A 15,056-nucleotide genomic window follows, 5' to 3' on the forward strand; every position below is an offset into this window, starting at 1 on the left:
TGCGCTTACTGATTTTGGGCATGTCAGCGACTATAAAAATGATGATGATATCGCCTGGATTATTATTGCAGGCACGGGCGATCGGCACCAATATTAAAGTTGACAAAATCGGCGAAATTAAGCTAAACGGGTAATCGCCGCATCTACTAAAACAAAGGAAAAGAAAACCAGCCGCCAAACATCTGAAACACGCCAACCAATTTGCAGATCCATTTCACAATGAGGCCGGGTTCGTCATTGTAAATAATCAGTACATTTGACGTAATCATTATTGACCCTTATCTGCTTTATTTGATGAAAAGGAAATTATTGGCTGTACTTGACGCGGCGATAAAATATTTAACCAAGCTCCAAAAGGAATACCAGCAAAAGCCAGCCGAGCAGACGGCATTTGTCGTCAGAAAACTAAAACCTAAGCTGAATACAAGGTTCGGCGGCGTTATCGATAAACTCAGCTATTACAAAATACTATTTTGGATATTTGTAATCATTGTAGGTTTTGCAGTGGTATTCAAATTATTGAATCCCTATGACCAGGGTACCACGAAAAGTGACTTGGACTGGGTCGATACCCTCTATTTCAGCGTCGTCACCTTTGCGACACTGGGCTATGGGGATATAGCAGCAAAAGGTGCGGGGAGGCTGTTGGTTATCACGGAAGTGATGAGCGGTATGTTTTTTATGGCGGTATTTATCGGAAAAATCTCCTCAGAACGTCAAGCCACCAAACTCAAACTGATATATTCCAGCATTAACCACCGAACGATTTCAACTTATATCGCGGATCTGGGAACGATGCTTGGAGAATTGCAGGAAACTTACTTGCTGCATGATAATCCGCTACTTGCCAAAAAAATGCAGGATGCCTATGACTTTGTTTCTGTGATCCGTAAATACCTTACGCAGCAAGCTCTGGAAGGTGAACTGACAGAATACGGCAATCCCAGCACGTTACGCCGGCTGTATGTAGCGATGTCGGGAATGCAGAAGTTCAGTACGACCCTCACCAAAACTTATGGCATGAGTGATGCTATTGTTGGTAATGCGCGTAGAATTATTACCAGTGCATTTGTCATCGGGCAGGAAATGCAACAGTTTCATCAAAAAGAGCCCGGAACCATGGGCAACCTGAATGAGTTGGTTTTACAAATGGCCCGCAGTCAAAATGAAACACCTATTGTCCACCGGACCATGATCGTTCCAGCGCTCCTCGACCGGGTCAAGGCAAAAATGAACGCTTATCCTGATCCCTTAGCCAGCTACAGGCAAATAGCGGCAGAAATGGGAATGACCAACAAATTATGTCAGCGGTGCATAGCGTTGAATCTGAATGGTCATCCGGCATAAAATTTAACGAATTCACTATCCACCGAATAAATAAGGCCGAATATATAGTTGTGTACAGCTTCCAGATAATCCTGTAATTCCAGAGTGATGCTACCTATGGGCTTCCCATCCATGCCCCGAAAATTGGGGAATCCGGCGAGTTCGGCATCTACGATGCCTAAGTGCTTGATTTTATTATTGACTTTGTTTAATTCGACAATTGGCTGGTAAGCCATTTGATCTTCGCAAACGACGCCTGCTTTTTTGAATTCCTTGCGGGTGTTTTTCCAGTTACTGACCTCGGCGATGATACTCGGATCGATACGCTTTTGACATTCTTTGAGCAATAAAGATTGTAAATGTTCAACCGCTGTGAATAAAGAAATTACTGTCTCCTGATCTTCCAGTGCCTTTATATTTCTATTGAAAAAATCGTCGTTCGTAATACGGTCATAGCCCCTGGAAATGCCGATTTGGGCCATTTCGTCCTCCTTATCCGTTTCGGAGGCTAGTTCAGTATAGAACCTGGCATTATCCTCGATCAACCGATCTCTAGCCGCGAGATCTTGGTAGAGGAAATTATGTTTATAACAGATAAATTCCAGCCTGTTCCGAAGTTCCCAGGTCATGCCGTGAAGATAGACCGGTAATTCAAACGGAAAAAGTGCTTCCGTCCGGCCATAGACCTCTTGCGACCAAAGCGGCATCGCGAGTTTTTTAAATTCGGCTTTCATAAACGCCAAGGTATAAAAATTATAAATTTGTTTATGACGGCAACTGAATTCGAATGGGTAACACCAGCTAAGAAAGCATGTCAGTGGTTCATTGATACCATGGGGCCGGAAGAATGGACACGTCGAAGGCAGGGTGTGGTAGATTATTTCAAGTCCTTCGATAAAATTTCGTTGACGGAAGCTGATGTCCAAACGTCCCACATAGATAGGCTGTATCATCCAATAGCAGTTTACGAAGATTGGATGGCTTGGTATATGTACCTGGTTGAATCCATTTTTGATCGGCCGGCGGTGGATGACCCATTTCAATCAGCGAGGATCTATCCTTTTTTTGCCGCTATCGGCCGGCATATCGAAACACTAAAGGCAGTAGCAGGCATTGACGACCGGCTGAAAGAGATGCTGAATCAAAGAAAAAACCAGCCGGATTCGACTTTGTTCGAATTATGCGTGGCACTCCTTTATTTACGGAATGGCTGGACAGTGCGGTTTCTTAAAGAGCGCTTGTCAGAAAAAACGCCGGATTTTGAGGTAACGCGGGGAGCTGGCACATTCTGGGTCGAATGCAAGCGATTGGCTAAAGTCACCGAATTCGCCGAACAGGAACGCGCGGATTGGCAAAAACGGTTCCGGCATTTGACTAACGCCATGCGCGGCTTTGATGTTTCCGCCCATGCCGAGGTTATCTTCAAAGTACCTATCGCTGATGTGCCAGAAGAGTTGCTCGGACAATTATTCGCCTATTATGCGCAAACCAGTTGGATAAGGAGCAAGGGCTGGTTTATTACGGACATGATCGATTTTAAAGCACGGCTGTTAGATATACCGGCGATCAATAAAATTCTGGATGCGGAAGGCCCAAGACAAAATTCACCAGCCATGATTAAGGCCATTGCCGGTGAGTACGAAATGCACGGCAGCTATACGCAACTGATCAGTTTTTCAGAATTAACCGAGGCCGGCCCAGATGACGGCTTGCATGTTCTCAATAAATTTTGTCACGGCATTCATGCCGCCGGGTCCGCTAAATATAAATGTACGGCTGCAAGTTCCATTGACAAAAAGGCGAAAGATGTCCGGAAAGTATTAAAAAAAGCCGTGGAACAAATACCGCTCGACCGGGAAGGTATCATTCATATCGGATATGAAACCGTAAGCGGCCCCGAAGTGGAGCTGGTCAGGCACCAGAAAACCAAAGAAACCGTTCAGGGATTCGACTTTACAGGCAAGACCATCGAAGCGGTTTATTGCCATGCCATACAACCCCTGGTTAGGATCGGCGAATTTGAATGTGCCGAAACAACGCTTTATTTTGAAAAACACCCTGGCAGTATCTTTGCAGAAAACCTGCTGTTGGACCCGCCAGGTACTCGAAAACGAAACAGTACGCACTGGGAAGAGGACTTAGATCATAATAAACCGGTATAAGTTTAAAAACGCTGTAGCCCGTCTATCGTGGTACAAATGCAGTCGCCGCCAGTTCTTCAAAATTAGTGGCGGCGGTTTCATGCCGCAATCTGCTGAAACTTTTTTTTAGCTGGGCGGTCACATAGTCGTCCACGAAAGTGACCAATAACCCGAAATTGGCAAGCTGAGAATCCATGTCATTCAGGAAGACTATATTCGGATAGATCTGCTTATAAACCTGGTTATCCATATCCAATGATACCGCAATGGCGTTTTGCTCCCAGCCTTCGCCGCCACCATGGGCCACATATTGGTTACGTTGCAAAATCAGGCGGTCATGTTCCTCTTTCACTTCTTTAGGCAGATCTTTGATCGCATTTATATTTAAACTTACACCCCGGCCTGCTGCCTGTGCGTAACATTTGGCGTAAGTAACCACGGCAAAAAAGGAGAGGCTCTGTTTAACGGTTTTGTTTTCAACCCCTGCCTCCAACATAGTCAACGTATCCTTGACCAAACCCAGATCTTTTTTGATCAGGCCATAAGCGGAAAAGTTACGGGCCAGTCTTGTTTTCAACAAGACTAACGGCAAAATACGTTGTTCTTCGTCAGCAACTACGCGTACATAGCCTTCGTTTTCGAAAAAATAGTAGTAAGGCTTATTGTGTTTCATTTAATTTTGAAATAATCAGGCGATGTCATGGTATAGTTCATACATCAAGGGATACACCGGGGTTACGTCTTGTTCAGGTGGACTGGCTTGCAGTTTCGCGATCTGCTTTTGGAAGCTTTTGTGTTTATCGTGCGCCTCAATGATGGCCCAAAGACCATATTTTTTAAAAGCTCTTTCAAGGTAAACATAAAATAGCTTGTGTTTAAGGATGGCCTGAACACTAAAGCTGATCCAATCTTTATAATCGGAGCCGAACCGCTCTTGCCGGCGGGCGCTTTCTATAGCGAACAAAAATGTAAGATGCTGATAAACGCTATCTACTAAGGCTTTGCTTTTAAGCTGGTCGCACCATTTGTAGATCTGTAGTTCCCTGGCTTTTTCTTTAACATCGATGATGAGCACATCATGGGCGCGAACATCGTCGTCGGTCAGTCGATATCCGCGCTTGAACAAGCTTTTGATCAAGGGCTGGCGGTTGCTTAAATGCACATTTTTGAGGATTTGCTGCAAGGTCGTCGTGCCATCATCGTCGCGGGAATTGCAGTCAAAAATAATACGGTCATCTCTTAACAGATAGTGGATAAAAGAATGTTGTCCCAGTATGGCGTTGGCTATGTAGTGATTGATGAGACTTTTGCCTTGCACGCGTTTATCGGCAAAGCGAAATCTGGAATTCAGGATCTCTAAACTCATAGCTGAAAGTTTATCCAGTTCCTCACCAAACTTGTAAAAGCTCCAATTAAGGCTTTTGTATTTTTTTAATTTTTCGATCACCGCGTCAGCATCTTGGGCCGCTTGTGCCCGTCGTTCAGCGTTACGCTCTACACGCTCTCTTTGTTCATTGGTTTCGATTTGATCTTTTAGTTTTTGCTCTATTTGTTTTAGCTTTTGCTCATAGTTCAAGTAATAGATCTGGAAACTTTGCGGGTCAATTGTGACCTGGGATAAACTCACCGACTTTCTTTTCCAAGGTGCCATTACCCGGTCTTTTTCTGAAATAAAGGGTGATTTATAAGTACAATCCATCCTAAAATCTATTGCCGTTTCATCTAGTTTGAAGAAGTTCTGCGAAGGCGTAAGGTATTTAATATCCCGCTCCATGGTCGACTGACCGCAAACATCAAAATCATCCAATATCCAAACCAAGTAAATGCCCGAAGCTTTGTAAAAATTGTGCCTGCCCAAAAGATATTTCAGGGACAGGTTAGAAAGCTGGATTTCAAAAGCCAATTTATTGCCATTGTAAATACAATAAACATCCGGCCTTCGTTTCTCTATATCATTAAAAAAGAAACGCGTATCTGCAATGACCGAACCGGGATCAACGCCCTCAGTTTTTCTTAATAATTCAGCGATCCGGTTTTTCAGGAAGATATGTCTTGGCCGTTCATGCGACCTGATGATATTGGTAAAATCCCGTATATCTTCTTCACTCATTTTACCATTCTTCAGCGGACAATCATCGGCATTGGGAAAATGCTTGAAATGCACGTGGTCATTTTTGCTATCCGAAATAAGTAAAGGCTGATCACAGCGATAGCAACCTAAATTCAATTCACCGGAGTTATAACGTTTGCGCAATTCATAGGCTTCTTTAGCGACTCTAAACGACGTTGCCGCATCATAACATTCGCCGGTATCCCTGTCGTAAGCTAGATCTATCGTTCGTTGAAATGCCATTACAATAATGAGTCAGATTTATAGCCCGAAGCGATCCTGACTTCGAGTATTTTATTCTCTTTCACCAGTAAAACCTGAATACGTTCTCCGCCGGACAGTTCATATTGGATATGTGCATACGCAAAATCGCTGCTCTGCGGGTCCATCCAAGCTTGGCCAAGGCCGTTGATCATACCGAATCGCTCCGTTTCAGCTGCTTTCATAGCGGGATATTCCAGTTCTTTGCTTTCTTTAAATGCGGGATCAGGAAATCAAAGGGCACCAACATATCTGAAGGGATGGGTTCCAGATCTTCCTCCCGGTAATACTGTTCCATGCTCTCTTCGGCTCGGGTATAGGCATGTCACATAAAACCCAATTCCTCGTGGTTCAGCCGGCTGAAATCGAGCTGGCGGTAAAGATCATATAAGGCTTTAGGCCCGGGCAGGATATGATGGCTTACCCATTGTAGGAGTAAGCTACGGACTAGGCGTACGTGGTCGTCGGCGAAATATTTAATGACGATATCGGGGAACAACAGTAACTGTTGGATGAGGAATTTCCCTTCGATAGTATGGATTGGAAACGATTCGGTCTGCTGAGCTTTTTCCAGCCAGTCGCGGGTGGCCGTGGTTAGATAAGATGACACGATCAACAGGAAATGGTCTGCTTTTTCCACTCTCGCCCAATTGATCTTTTCGACCACCTGGTCAAGGGAAAGGCCCTGGCTATGCCGTTTACATTCGATGAACCATTTTTCGGTATAGGGGCTGGTGATGCTATCGGTTACCGTACGCCGGGCTTCAATATCACGGCCATGGTCAGCGCCACCCTGACGCCAGGCCATGCTATGGAAACGGAACCTGACCAAAAGATCATAGCACAGTTCTTCGAATTGTCTCCAATCCAGGCGATCAAAATCGATGTCTTCTTCCTGATAGGGCATAACTTATGCTTAACTGTACCAAGCCTCGGGGATCAGCTTATTGCCGTCGCGCCAAACTTCGACTTCATGGACACCTTCCAGGTCGCCGTATATGGTATCGTCGGCGTGGTCAAGAATAATGCTTTGCCATCTGCCGCTCGTGGCGCGAATGGAATCCGCGATGGTCCTGAACATGCTTTTAACGGCTTCGACATCCTCGTCCGGGAACTGCAGATCGCTCTCGGTCGGGGTTTGGTTGCGTTTGAGTTTAGGAAAGTAGACCTGGCTCGGCTGGTCAAAGATCACGAAACTGGGGACGCAGGACAGTGGCTGGCTTAGGAAATATTCCTGCAAGGCGCACATGAGCGCCAAGTGAAAGGAAACCCAGTTAGAGGCGCTGCCCACCTGTCCGAGGTAGTGCCAGTGGTTATCGTTGCTCAGCACAGAAACATTCAGGTCCTTGGTATCAAAGCGGGGTGCAACTTCGCGGTATTTGCTTTCCACGTCCAGGGTTTTTAGGTGGCCGAGTACGCCCTGCGCAATGCGGGCAGTGGCGGCGTCGATCCGTGCATGTACGGTGTATTCATTGATGGTGGCCAGCAAGTCACTGTACTCCTTTTCAAGTAAAGCGATTTCGGTCTGCAATTCGCCGCCGTCGACCAGACTCTCAAAGGTAGCCAGCGAGGCTTGCATGTTGCCAAGAAACAAATACATATTTTTTCTGCGCTGGAATTCTGCGCGGGCTTCATTATTCGTCTGCATAATCAAATCAAAGCGGCGCTGGAAGTCCTTTTTATTGTCGATCAAGGTTTCCAGCTCCTGGTTCAGTCGCTGTTCCTCGCGGGAAAAAGAGGTAGGTACTTCGGCCAGTGTTTTGGATTGTTGTTCAATAGTTGAAAATACCGCGGCGATCTTTCGGAGTTCGGCTTTGCCATTGGGGTGATCTTCGCTGCCACAGGCTGGGCAGCTGGAAGTTTCGGTGGACACATCCTCAAGCCATTTGGAAATCTGCAGCCGGTCTACTCGTTTGCGGACGGAGCTTTCATAATCTGTCAGTCCGGTGCTGAGGCGTTTGACGTCGGATAAACGCTTTTTAACCAAGCCGATTTGGGCGCTCAAATATCGTTCTTCGGCCTCCAGGTCGGCGATGTTTTTGTTGGCAGTATCAATATCCTTGAATTCGGTCAGCGAGTGTTCGGGGATCACCTGGAGAATCTGCCGGGCCATATTCAGCAAGGACTCCGGATCAGCATTTTGCAGGTTTTCTTCGTGGAGCAGGCCGTATTCTTTCGCCACGCGAAGGTGGCCTTCCATATTGGCTTTCCAGGCCGACGATACGGCTTTCGTCTTATCAAATTCCCGGCGCAGTTGGTTCAGCCTTTTTTCTATCACCTGGATGCGCTGCCTGGCTTTCAGCGTGTCCAGATTTTCAGCACCGAGGATAAAAGGAAACCAGTTACGGAGCTTTTCGCGGTGCTCATGTGCATGGGTCTTATAGAACAGGATATTTTGGTTGGCTACGATATCCTGACTTTGAAAGACCAGCGCCATTAGGTCACGGAAACTGAGTCGTGCGGTATAAGCTTTTTTGTCTTCTTCCCCATCCAGATTGAAGTAAGGAACGCCGGATATGGTATTAAGATAGTTTTTGATGCCATCGCTGGTTTCGTTCTTATCAGGGATAATTATTGGTACACTGAAAATAGCTGAGCGCAGCAAATAAAAGTCATTACTGACCTGATTACCGATGGGTACGCGGCGGGCCAGTAAAACCTGTTCGTGATCGGTCTGAAAAACGATGCCGTACCAGGACGCAAAATCCCGGATGGTATCGATTGGAATGGAGCAGTCTCCCGATGCCAGGCAATAATCAATGATCGGGATAATGGCGGATTTCCCGGTACGGGAGGCGCCTGTGATGACATTGAGCATACCAGGTTGAAAGTTGACCGGTCTCGGCGGAAACTCCGCATTCTTGGGCCAGATGATCAGTTGCAGCAGTTGAAAGTTCATTAAAATACAATTTTTAAATAATTGGCGATGGCTGCCAAATCCTGGCGTCCGAACCAGTTGCCCAGGATTTCAGCTTTTTTGCCAGTCTGTTCGTGGACGCTTTTCAGTGCGTTTCCTCTTGTAGGTTTCTTCAATTCGCTTTTCGGATAAAGCTGGGCGGTCTCCGTATCCCAGAAGAGCAGACCTTGAGCGACGGCGATGTCTATGGCCTTCAGTGTATAAGCTAATTTGGCTTTGGTCCGTTCATGGATGCTGAGCAGAATATCAGAGCTTTTAGAATCCTCAAAGCTGCGCACATAAGATGGCAGATCGGCTCGCATGTTGCTGACCGGTGCGGACAATTGCTGGCTGGTCAGAATCGCGACAGCCACGAAATGGAGCAGTGCGACCGGGGCATCGCCACTCGGATGTGTGGCGGTATAGCCTTGGGTAAACCGCCATAAGAGGTAAGCGCCGATAACCGGCGTGTTCCATATCCGTACTTCTTCTAATACTTCTCCCATATAATTACAAGGCATCCCAGCGGGGATGCCAGCCTAATGATTTACCTTCAACGAGCGCATGGTAAGTGCCAGCTATCGTGCCGTTCGGCGGCGACATGTCGCGGATCACTTCCTGCCGTATCTTGCAATTTAAAAATAACAACTGGCCACGCTCGTGGTCTTCGCGCGTCTTTTCCGTCAACGCGATCATCTTTTGCTGCGTATTCCAAAAACTGGTGAGTTTTTCTTCAAAGTCAATGGCCACTTCTTCATTAATGATCTCGTTTTCGATCCACTTATCGCGGTTGGTCTTGGCTCGTAGGAAATCCGTCACGGCCTCCACGATGTCGTCTTCATCGGCACGGATATGGCTGAGTTGCTGTAAGTACCGTGGCTGGATCTTCATCTGGTCCTGGATCAGGTCATCGGTCGGCGGATATTCCAGCGCAAAGTCTACCAGTTCGAGTTTTCTTGCGCGGTCAAAATAAACCGTAAATTGCTTTTGATAATCTTCCCAGGGAATCAGCGCGGGCTGTTTTAGAGCGATCTTACCCATGATCTCCTCTTGCAGCCAGCCGCTTAACAAGTTGGTCACGAATTTACGCTGGTGTTTACCAATCAACAGGCGCTCCAGTTCATCTTGGATCTCGTTAAAGCCGAGTCCGTCGTTGACCTGAAGTTCGAAACGGGTAAGCAATTCGGCAAATTTATCCTGGTTATAGGACAGCACAAAATTTAAATAAGGCCAGATCTCATGGCTGTCGGTGATATCAGCTAAAGCCGCCTTGGCATTGGTTAACGCAGTTTTGGCTTCCTCAAATGTTATTGCCTTGTCGAAAGTATGAACGATTGCCTCACGGCCGCTTTGATTGGTATATAAATAAAACCAAGTCTTTTTTAAACCGATATGACCTTCGTCTATGGCTTTTAACCAATTGTAAAAGGTCTTCCAGAGATCCGTAGAACGGTCGGTCAGCGGATTGCCGGCAGTAGAGCTTTTATCTTCTTCGGACAAGGCCGAGCCATCTGCCAAATGGGTGGCAACGTCGCCGATCACCTCTACACTGACCGCGTCACCAGGTCCAGCTCGCAGCAGGTGCAGCAATGCCCGTGGGAACTGGACCGCGTAACCTAATAACTGGGCCGGCGCATTGGATTTCATTGGTGATAAATTATTTAGGAATATGAATAATTATTAAAGCTACGGATAATATTGATAATATCAATTATCATGCTATTTGACACTGATTTCTGCGGCAGCATTAGCGAGTTCTTCAACGCTGATATGTCCGTAGCCACGCTTCGCCAACTGGCGACTCAAGGAATTCTTTAGCTGCACGGTACCTTCGGTAGTCACTTTGGGCATCCGTGATATCCAAAAGATGTCCTCGTCCATCCAATAGCGCTTTAAGTCTTCGGGAAAATCCCGTAGTTCCGTCAGCATCTCGTTCTTCAGCGGCTTGAGTAGTTCGGTTTCGTAGGTCTTCAAACTGCTTTCCAAGGCGCTCTGCGAGGTTTGTTCCGTCTGCTTGTAACTGTTTAATTGCTGCTGTTTCGTTTGCTTCAAGCCGGTCAAATTCGGTTGTCTTTTCGCGGAGTAATCTTTCAAGTCGTCCTGGCTCTTTTGCGACAAGTTCTCGTAGTCTTTCGACAGCTGCTCTTTCGCTCGCAAGAGTTCGTTCAATCCCTGTTCGCTGGCTGTCAACTGATCGTAGCTCTCTTTCAAAGAGTTCGTCCATTCGTCTTCGTGCGCTTTGGTCATTTCTTTCAAATTCGCTTCGTCTTGCTGCAATTGATCTTCCGCTGCTGTTTGGTGCGAGTTCCGCTGCACGTATACTTGATTCAAGTACCCTTGCCGCTTCATCAAGTTCGCGTTTTTTCCGACGATATCTTTCGTCCAGATCTTGATAATTTCCGCTAAACTCTGCTTTTGCTGTTCCAAGTCGGTCTCTTCGTTCGTCAACTTCGTCAAGCTCTCGCTGATGTGCAGATTCACTTCCAATTCGATACTGTTCTTCAAACTCATCGCGTCGTTCTCCAGCTCTTGAGATAGCGAGTTCAGTTTCGCCGATAATTCGGCGATTGTGCTGTTCTGCTTTTCGGTAAGATTCTGTGACCAGGAATTTATTAAAAGTTCGTATGAGGTTATTAATTTCCGCTGTTCGGCAGTCGAAAGTTTCCTCAAAAAGGAATCCCGCGTCGACATCAGCCGCTGGTACGCCCGCTGGGAGGTCTGCGGATAAGGAATGATAATTGAATTCTCGTTCGTCATTGTTATAAAGCCATTTAATATTTTTGCCCGTCATCACCGCCATGTAGATTTCCTCCGGAGTGGAGCGTGGCGGTGTGATCACCACCGCGTCGATGCCGAGTATCGGTAGCGCCGCCATCAGGTCTACATCCATTTTTTTTCTTTTGCCATCAGATATGAGGATCAATAATATCGGGTTATCGTCCTCATCGTAACCCACCGCATCGGCCGTAAAAAGATGCAAGTCATCTTCCGAAGTGGGTTCATTACCCAGCACAAGGTCACCACCCGGCGTTTCAAAGCAATGCAGGTGGCGCTTAACACTACCGAAATAAACGGTTTGTGCGCCTTGAAGCGGAATAGCCAAACCAGCCGTCCCCTTTGAAGGTAACTTATAAACTGGCGGTTAACGCAATTGCTTATCCAGTTGGATGGCTTCCAGCGCGATTAGCCGTCGCGCCTGAACATTACTGAATGGGCATCGTTCGTACACCGGGACATTCATCACGTCATGCCTGAAATAAGGTTTTGGTCCATGAATCTTACGTAAAATTGCTTGCATTGGCTTGTCGCAACCCAAACAGGTGAAGTCGTTCCGGCCACTCTCTTTGACATTAGTAATATGAATAACACCCCCATACGCAACGCTGCGGGCATATTCATGGTTCTCATCGTTCTCTTTTGGTGGGTAATACATTTAATTAAAAAGTTATGTAAATTTACATAACTTTTATTTTAAAAATCAAAATTTTATTTACATTTGTTCATGGATGAAAACGTATTTCTTAGTGAATTCTATAAAATGCTCGCCCCTGTGGACGCCTGGGATGGCGAGGCTAACTCGATCAAAGAAATCTTTGAAGGTCGATTAGCTAAACATGGCATTACGCAGAATCAGGCGGAAAAGATCCTCAATATGCAGAAACGAACCTTAGAGGGAATTTTGGATGGTTCGGCTAAACGGGTGGATGTGATCAACCTGTTAAAACTGGGACAATTTCTGGGTTTAGAAACCAATGCACTGTTCAAGCTTTTTTTAAGTGATATGCCCGCGGATATGGTGGGCGAGTTAGAAGATGCCAAGAAGAAGTCTTATATCCTGTCGAATTTTGATATTAAGAATTTAGCTAAGTCGGGTTTTTTGAGTTCAAAGACAGATTTTGAAGAGATCGAAAAACGAATCGTTACTTTTTTTGGCCTGAAATCGATTTTCCATTATTCCAACAAACAGATCATCCCGGCATTCAGCAAGACCAAAAAGAACGAGAGTGCTTTGATGCGGGAGTTTTGGGTGCGCTCTGCTTACGCACATTTTGAGAGCCTGAAAAATCCGAACACTTATAACCGTAGCCAGCTTGTTGATCTGATCGGTAAAATACGGCCTTACACCATGAACGTGGCCGGAGGTCTGCGCACCGTCACCCAGGCGCTGTATAATATCGGTGTGACGGTCATTTACCAGCCACACTTGCAGAATACACAAGTCAGGGGCGCTACTTTTGTCATTGGGGAAAAGCCATGTATCGTATTGACCGACCTGAATAATAACTATGCGACGGTGTGGTTCGCTTTATTGCACGAGCTCCACCACGTGCTGTATGACTACGACGAGATCAGAGAAAACATCTTTCACTTAACCGGCGAACCCGACTTGTTTCTTTTGCAGGAAGATAAAGCGGATGAATTCGCGCGCGGTTATTTATTACCGGATGACCGGGCTAAATTTGTGTATAAATACATTAATAACCAGTTAGTGGTCAATAATTTCGCTAAGGAAAACCAAATACACGCCTGCTTTATTTATAATTTTTACTGCTGGGATATGAAAGCAGCGGGAAAAGGCGATTACTGGGCCAAATTTAACAACCTGATCAGAAGCGCCGATCTTAAGCTTGCCTTAAAAGACATTAATATCGATCCGTTCGATAAAGAGCGGGTGGAAGACACGGTACAATATTTAAAAGAAAATATATTCAATATATAGTTATGGCTAAGAACGAAAAAGATAAAGACGAAGCAAAGAGAACCGCCAAACAACTGGCTGATGAACAGGAAAAGTTAGACATCCTGGCACGCGCCGGTAACGTTAAAGGAGAACAACTGTTAATTAGCCCGGCTGGTGACGTTGAACGCGAGAACGAACTGCGCCAGTTTGCTTTAGGTGCGGTTGAGGACCCGGAAAAGAAATTTGATGTCTATTATAAGGGCATTGGCCGCCTACTGCTCGCGCATCTGCCCAAAGGCCCTCAAAACAAAACCGCACGTAATTACATTTACGAGGAAAAAAACACCTATTTGACCCGCGGCAAACGCATTAAAAAAGACGGCACCCGCGGTGCCGACGGCCGCATGGGCTACATCGCCGACGCCGAACAAATGCTCAAAATTATCATGGACTGGATCATGGAGAACGGCACCATGGTTGACCTGTACAACAAGCTTCGGGAACTGAATGTATCCAAAGGATATGGGGTAAGAAGTTTTTAGCTTGTAATGCTCAAAATGATTACATTAGCCTAACCAATTACCAAACCCACAATCACGGAACACGCATGGAATTTAAAAAAATCGGTAGCAACCTTGATGTTCACGGAATTGTTATCCATCAGTTGAATAAAATCGCAAATGACCGTAACGTCGGCTTCAAAAAAGCGACCAAGCCATTAAACGTCGGCGAAAAGGAACAAACCTTTATCGGAAAGTTGAACGAGGTTTACCATAAAAAATCAAATCCGACTTACGGAATTTTTGCCGACGCTGATCCGGTTTTCAAGAACACGCTGGAAAAATATCTTAACGAAAAAGAGTTTTATGATTTTTCTGTTAATGCGGCTGCCAAATACAAAACGGTATTGGAGAATACAATCAGCGCGACAGGTGGTTTTTTGATTTTTACAGACTTTACAAATACTGATAATAAAAATCGCTACTTGTTGATCCTGACAACCACGAATAAAGACGGTTATGTAGTTAATGAAACCGACCTCACGTTGAAGGATAATAGGAGCTTAGATATCAGCAAGGTAGATATTGCCTGTATGATTAACCTGACACGCTGGAAAGACATCGATGCTGGAATAGATACAGAAAGCAAAACTTATTTATCATTCATCCGTGGTAATAAGAATGTAAGCTATTATTTTCTGACCTTTATTGATTGTGATAACAAGACTACCAATACAGAATCAAGTAAAAGGTTGGTAAAAGCAATCGACGCTTTTAGTGACGAAAAAGGCTACGACCGTAAAACCAAAATTAAGCTCAAAAACTTAATTGGAGACTACTGTTCGGAATGCATGAAGCAAAAAAAAGATATATCACTCTCCGCAATTTCTGCTTTGATGGACCCGGAAAATACAGATGAATTCCTTGAATTTGCCGCCAATGAGACTTATGGTGTAAGCGAAACCATCAAAGGCGACCGGGCTGTATTACGACGCATCAAATATGTTATGTATAAAAACGACAAGTATACCGTCGAATTTGATGCCGATCTGTTAGGCAAGGATATTTTTTATAACGATCAAAAAAAGGAACTCACCTTTAAGCATATTCCTGACGAATTGGCTAAGCAAATTAAATAACT

The 15,056-nt window shown here is 45.4% G+C and carries 15 protein-coding genes; 5 read left to right on the forward strand and 10 right to left on the reverse strand.

Annotated features, from left to right (window positions below; all coding sequences use genetic code 11):
* Positions 1-294: 294 nt before the first annotated feature.
* Entirely contained in the window at positions 295-1,347 is a 1,053-nt protein-coding gene (locus tag A0256_00200) for a hypothetical protein (protein AMR29945.1), read from the forward strand.
* Here the strand turns inward: A0256_00200 and A0256_00205 are convergent.
* Positions 1,335-2,060 carry a hypothetical protein gene (locus A0256_00205; protein ID AMR29946.1) on the reverse strand — a complete coding sequence of 242 codons (726 nt, stop codon included), beginning with the start codon at positions 2,058-2,060 and terminating at the stop codon, positions 1,335-1,337. The genes A0256_00200 and A0256_00205 overlap by 13 nt on opposite strands.
* A 255-nt stretch (positions 2,061-2,315) precedes the next feature.
* On the opposite strand from A0256_00205, the gene A0256_00210 reads away from it, so the two are divergent.
* Positions 2,316-3,488 carry a hypothetical protein gene (locus tag A0256_00210; protein AMR29947.1) on the forward strand — a complete coding sequence of 391 codons (1,173 nt, stop codon included), beginning with the start codon at positions 2,316-2,318 and terminating at the stop codon, positions 3,486-3,488.
* A 22-nt stretch (positions 3,489-3,510) separates the two neighbouring features.
* Here the strand turns inward: A0256_00210 and A0256_00215 are convergent, their stop codons facing one another.
* The 9 genes from A0256_00215 to A0256_00255 form a co-directional block, all read right to left on the reverse strand.
* A complete protein-coding gene (locus tag A0256_00215) occupies positions 3,511-4,140 on the reverse strand; it encodes a hypothetical protein (GenBank protein AMR29948.1) in 630 nt (209 codons plus the stop codon).
* Between the two features lie 15 nt (positions 4,141-4,155).
* On the reverse strand, positions 4,156-5,820 hold the full coding sequence (locus A0256_00220; GenBank protein AMR29949.1) for a hypothetical protein: 1,665 nt from the start codon (positions 5,818-5,820) through the stop codon (positions 4,156-4,158).
* Positions 5,820-6,023, reverse strand: a complete 204-nt coding sequence (locus tag A0256_00225; GenBank protein ID AMR29950.1) for a hypothetical protein — start codon at positions 6,021-6,023, stop codon at positions 5,820-5,822. The genes A0256_00220 and A0256_00225 overlap by 1 nt, the downstream gene beginning before the upstream one ends.
* 140 nt (positions 6,024-6,163) lie before the next feature.
* The gene (locus A0256_00230) at positions 6,164-6,646 is read right to left on the reverse strand and encodes a hypothetical protein (GenBank protein AMR29951.1); all 483 of its coding nucleotides are present in this window, start codon (positions 6,644-6,646) and stop codon (positions 6,164-6,166) included.
* Positions 6,647-6,754: 108 nt separating this feature from the next.
* Positions 6,755-8,737 carry a hypothetical protein gene (locus A0256_00235; GenBank protein ID AMR29952.1) on the reverse strand — a complete coding sequence of 661 codons (1,983 nt, stop codon included), beginning with the start codon at positions 8,735-8,737 and terminating at the stop codon, positions 6,755-6,757.
* Positions 8,737-9,255 carry a hypothetical protein gene (locus A0256_00240; GenBank protein ID AMR29953.1) on the reverse strand — a complete coding sequence of 173 codons (519 nt, stop codon included), beginning with the start codon at positions 9,253-9,255 and terminating at the stop codon, positions 8,737-8,739. Before A0256_00240 ends, A0256_00235 begins: the two co-directional genes overlap by 1 nt.
* Positions 9,245-10,381 carry a hypothetical protein gene (locus A0256_00245; protein AMR29954.1) on the reverse strand — a complete coding sequence of 379 codons (1,137 nt, stop codon included), beginning with the start codon at positions 10,379-10,381 and terminating at the stop codon, positions 9,245-9,247. The genes A0256_00240 and A0256_00245 overlap by 11 nt, the downstream gene beginning before the upstream one ends.
* A gap of 112 nt (positions 10,382-10,493) precedes the next feature.
* Positions 10,494-11,837 (reverse strand): hypothetical protein, encoded by a 1,344-nt coding sequence (locus A0256_00250; GenBank protein ID AMR29955.1) that lies wholly within the window; start codon positions 11,835-11,837, stop codon positions 10,494-10,496.
* Positions 11,838-11,876: 39 nt separating this feature from the next.
* Positions 11,877-12,167, reverse strand: coding sequence for a hypothetical protein (locus tag A0256_00255; protein ID AMR29956.1), 291 nt, complete (start codon positions 12,165-12,167; stop codon positions 11,877-11,879).
* 69 nt (positions 12,168-12,236) lie between these two features.
* Between A0256_00255 and A0256_00260 the strand changes: the two genes are divergently transcribed.
* The 3 genes from A0256_00260 to A0256_00270 all read left to right on the forward strand — a co-directional run bounded on the left by A0256_00260 (position 12,237) and on the right by A0256_00270 (position 15,054).
* Positions 12,237-13,454 (forward strand): hypothetical protein, encoded by a 1,218-nt coding sequence (locus tag A0256_00260; protein ID AMR29957.1) that lies wholly within the window; start codon positions 12,237-12,239, stop codon positions 13,452-13,454.
* A gap of 2 nt (positions 13,455-13,456) precedes the next feature.
* Positions 13,457-13,957 (forward strand): hypothetical protein, encoded by a 501-nt coding sequence (locus tag A0256_00265; GenBank protein AMR29958.1) that lies wholly within the window; start codon positions 13,457-13,459, stop codon positions 13,955-13,957.
* A gap of 65 nt (positions 13,958-14,022) precedes the next feature.
* Complete coding sequence (locus tag A0256_00270) at positions 14,023-15,054, forward strand: hypothetical protein (protein AMR29959.1); 1,032 nt, start codon at positions 14,023-14,025, stop codon at positions 15,052-15,054.
* The last annotated feature ends 2 nt before the right edge of the window (positions 15,055-15,056 follow it).

Origin of the sequence: Mucilaginibacter sp. PAMC 26640, assembly GCA_001596135.1 — a bacterium.
Classification (GTDB): domain Bacteria; phylum Bacteroidota; class Bacteroidia; order Sphingobacteriales; family Sphingobacteriaceae; genus Mucilaginibacter.

What these genes read in the sequence shown, in the direction of transcription:
- A0256_00200 (AMR29945.1), top strand. Translation starts at nt 295, where the DNA reads ATGAAAAGGAAATTATTGGCTGTACTTGACGCGGCGATAAAATATTTA.
- A0256_00205 (AMR29946.1), bottom strand. Translation starts at nt 2,060, where the DNA reads ATGAAAGCCGAATTTAAAAAACTCGCGATGCCGCTTTGGTCGCAAGAG.
- A0256_00210 (AMR29947.1), top strand. Translation starts at nt 2,316, where the DNA reads ATGTACCTGGTTGAATCCATTTTTGATCGGCCGGCGGTGGATGACCCA.
- A0256_00215 (AMR29948.1), bottom strand. Translation starts at nt 4,140, where the DNA reads ATGAAACACAATAAGCCTTACTACTATTTTTTCGAAAACGAAGGCTAT.
- A0256_00220 (AMR29949.1), bottom strand. Translation starts at nt 5,820, where the DNA reads ATGGCATTTCAACGAACGATAGATCTAGCTTACGACAGGGATACCGGC.
- A0256_00225 (AMR29950.1), bottom strand. Translation starts at nt 6,023, where the DNA reads ATGAAAGCAGCTGAAACGGAGCGATTCGGTATGATCAACGGCCTTGGC.
- A0256_00230 (AMR29951.1), bottom strand. Translation starts at nt 6,646, where the DNA reads ATGGCCTGGCGTCAGGGTGGCGCTGACCATGGCCGTGATATTGAAGCC.
- A0256_00235 (AMR29952.1), bottom strand. Translation starts at nt 8,737, where the DNA reads ATGAACTTTCAACTGCTGCAACTGATCATCTGGCCCAAGAATGCGGAG.
- A0256_00240 (AMR29953.1), bottom strand. Translation starts at nt 9,255, where the DNA reads ATGCCTTGTAATTATATGGGAGAAGTATTAGAAGAAGTACGGATATGG.
- A0256_00245 (AMR29954.1), bottom strand. Translation starts at nt 10,381, where the DNA reads ATGAAATCCAATGCGCCGGCCCAGTTATTAGGTTACGCGGTCCAGTTC.
- A0256_00255 (AMR29956.1), bottom strand. Translation starts at nt 12,167, where the DNA reads ATGTATTACCCACCAAAAGAGAACGATGAGAACCATGAATATGCCCGC.
- A0256_00260 (AMR29957.1), top strand. Translation starts at nt 12,237, where the DNA reads ATGGATGAAAACGTATTTCTTAGTGAATTCTATAAAATGCTCGCCCCT.
- A0256_00265 (AMR29958.1), top strand. Translation starts at nt 13,457, where the DNA reads ATGGCTAAGAACGAAAAAGATAAAGACGAAGCAAAGAGAACCGCCAAA.
- A0256_00270 (AMR29959.1), top strand. Translation starts at nt 14,023, where the DNA reads ATGGAATTTAAAAAAATCGGTAGCAACCTTGATGTTCACGGAATTGTT.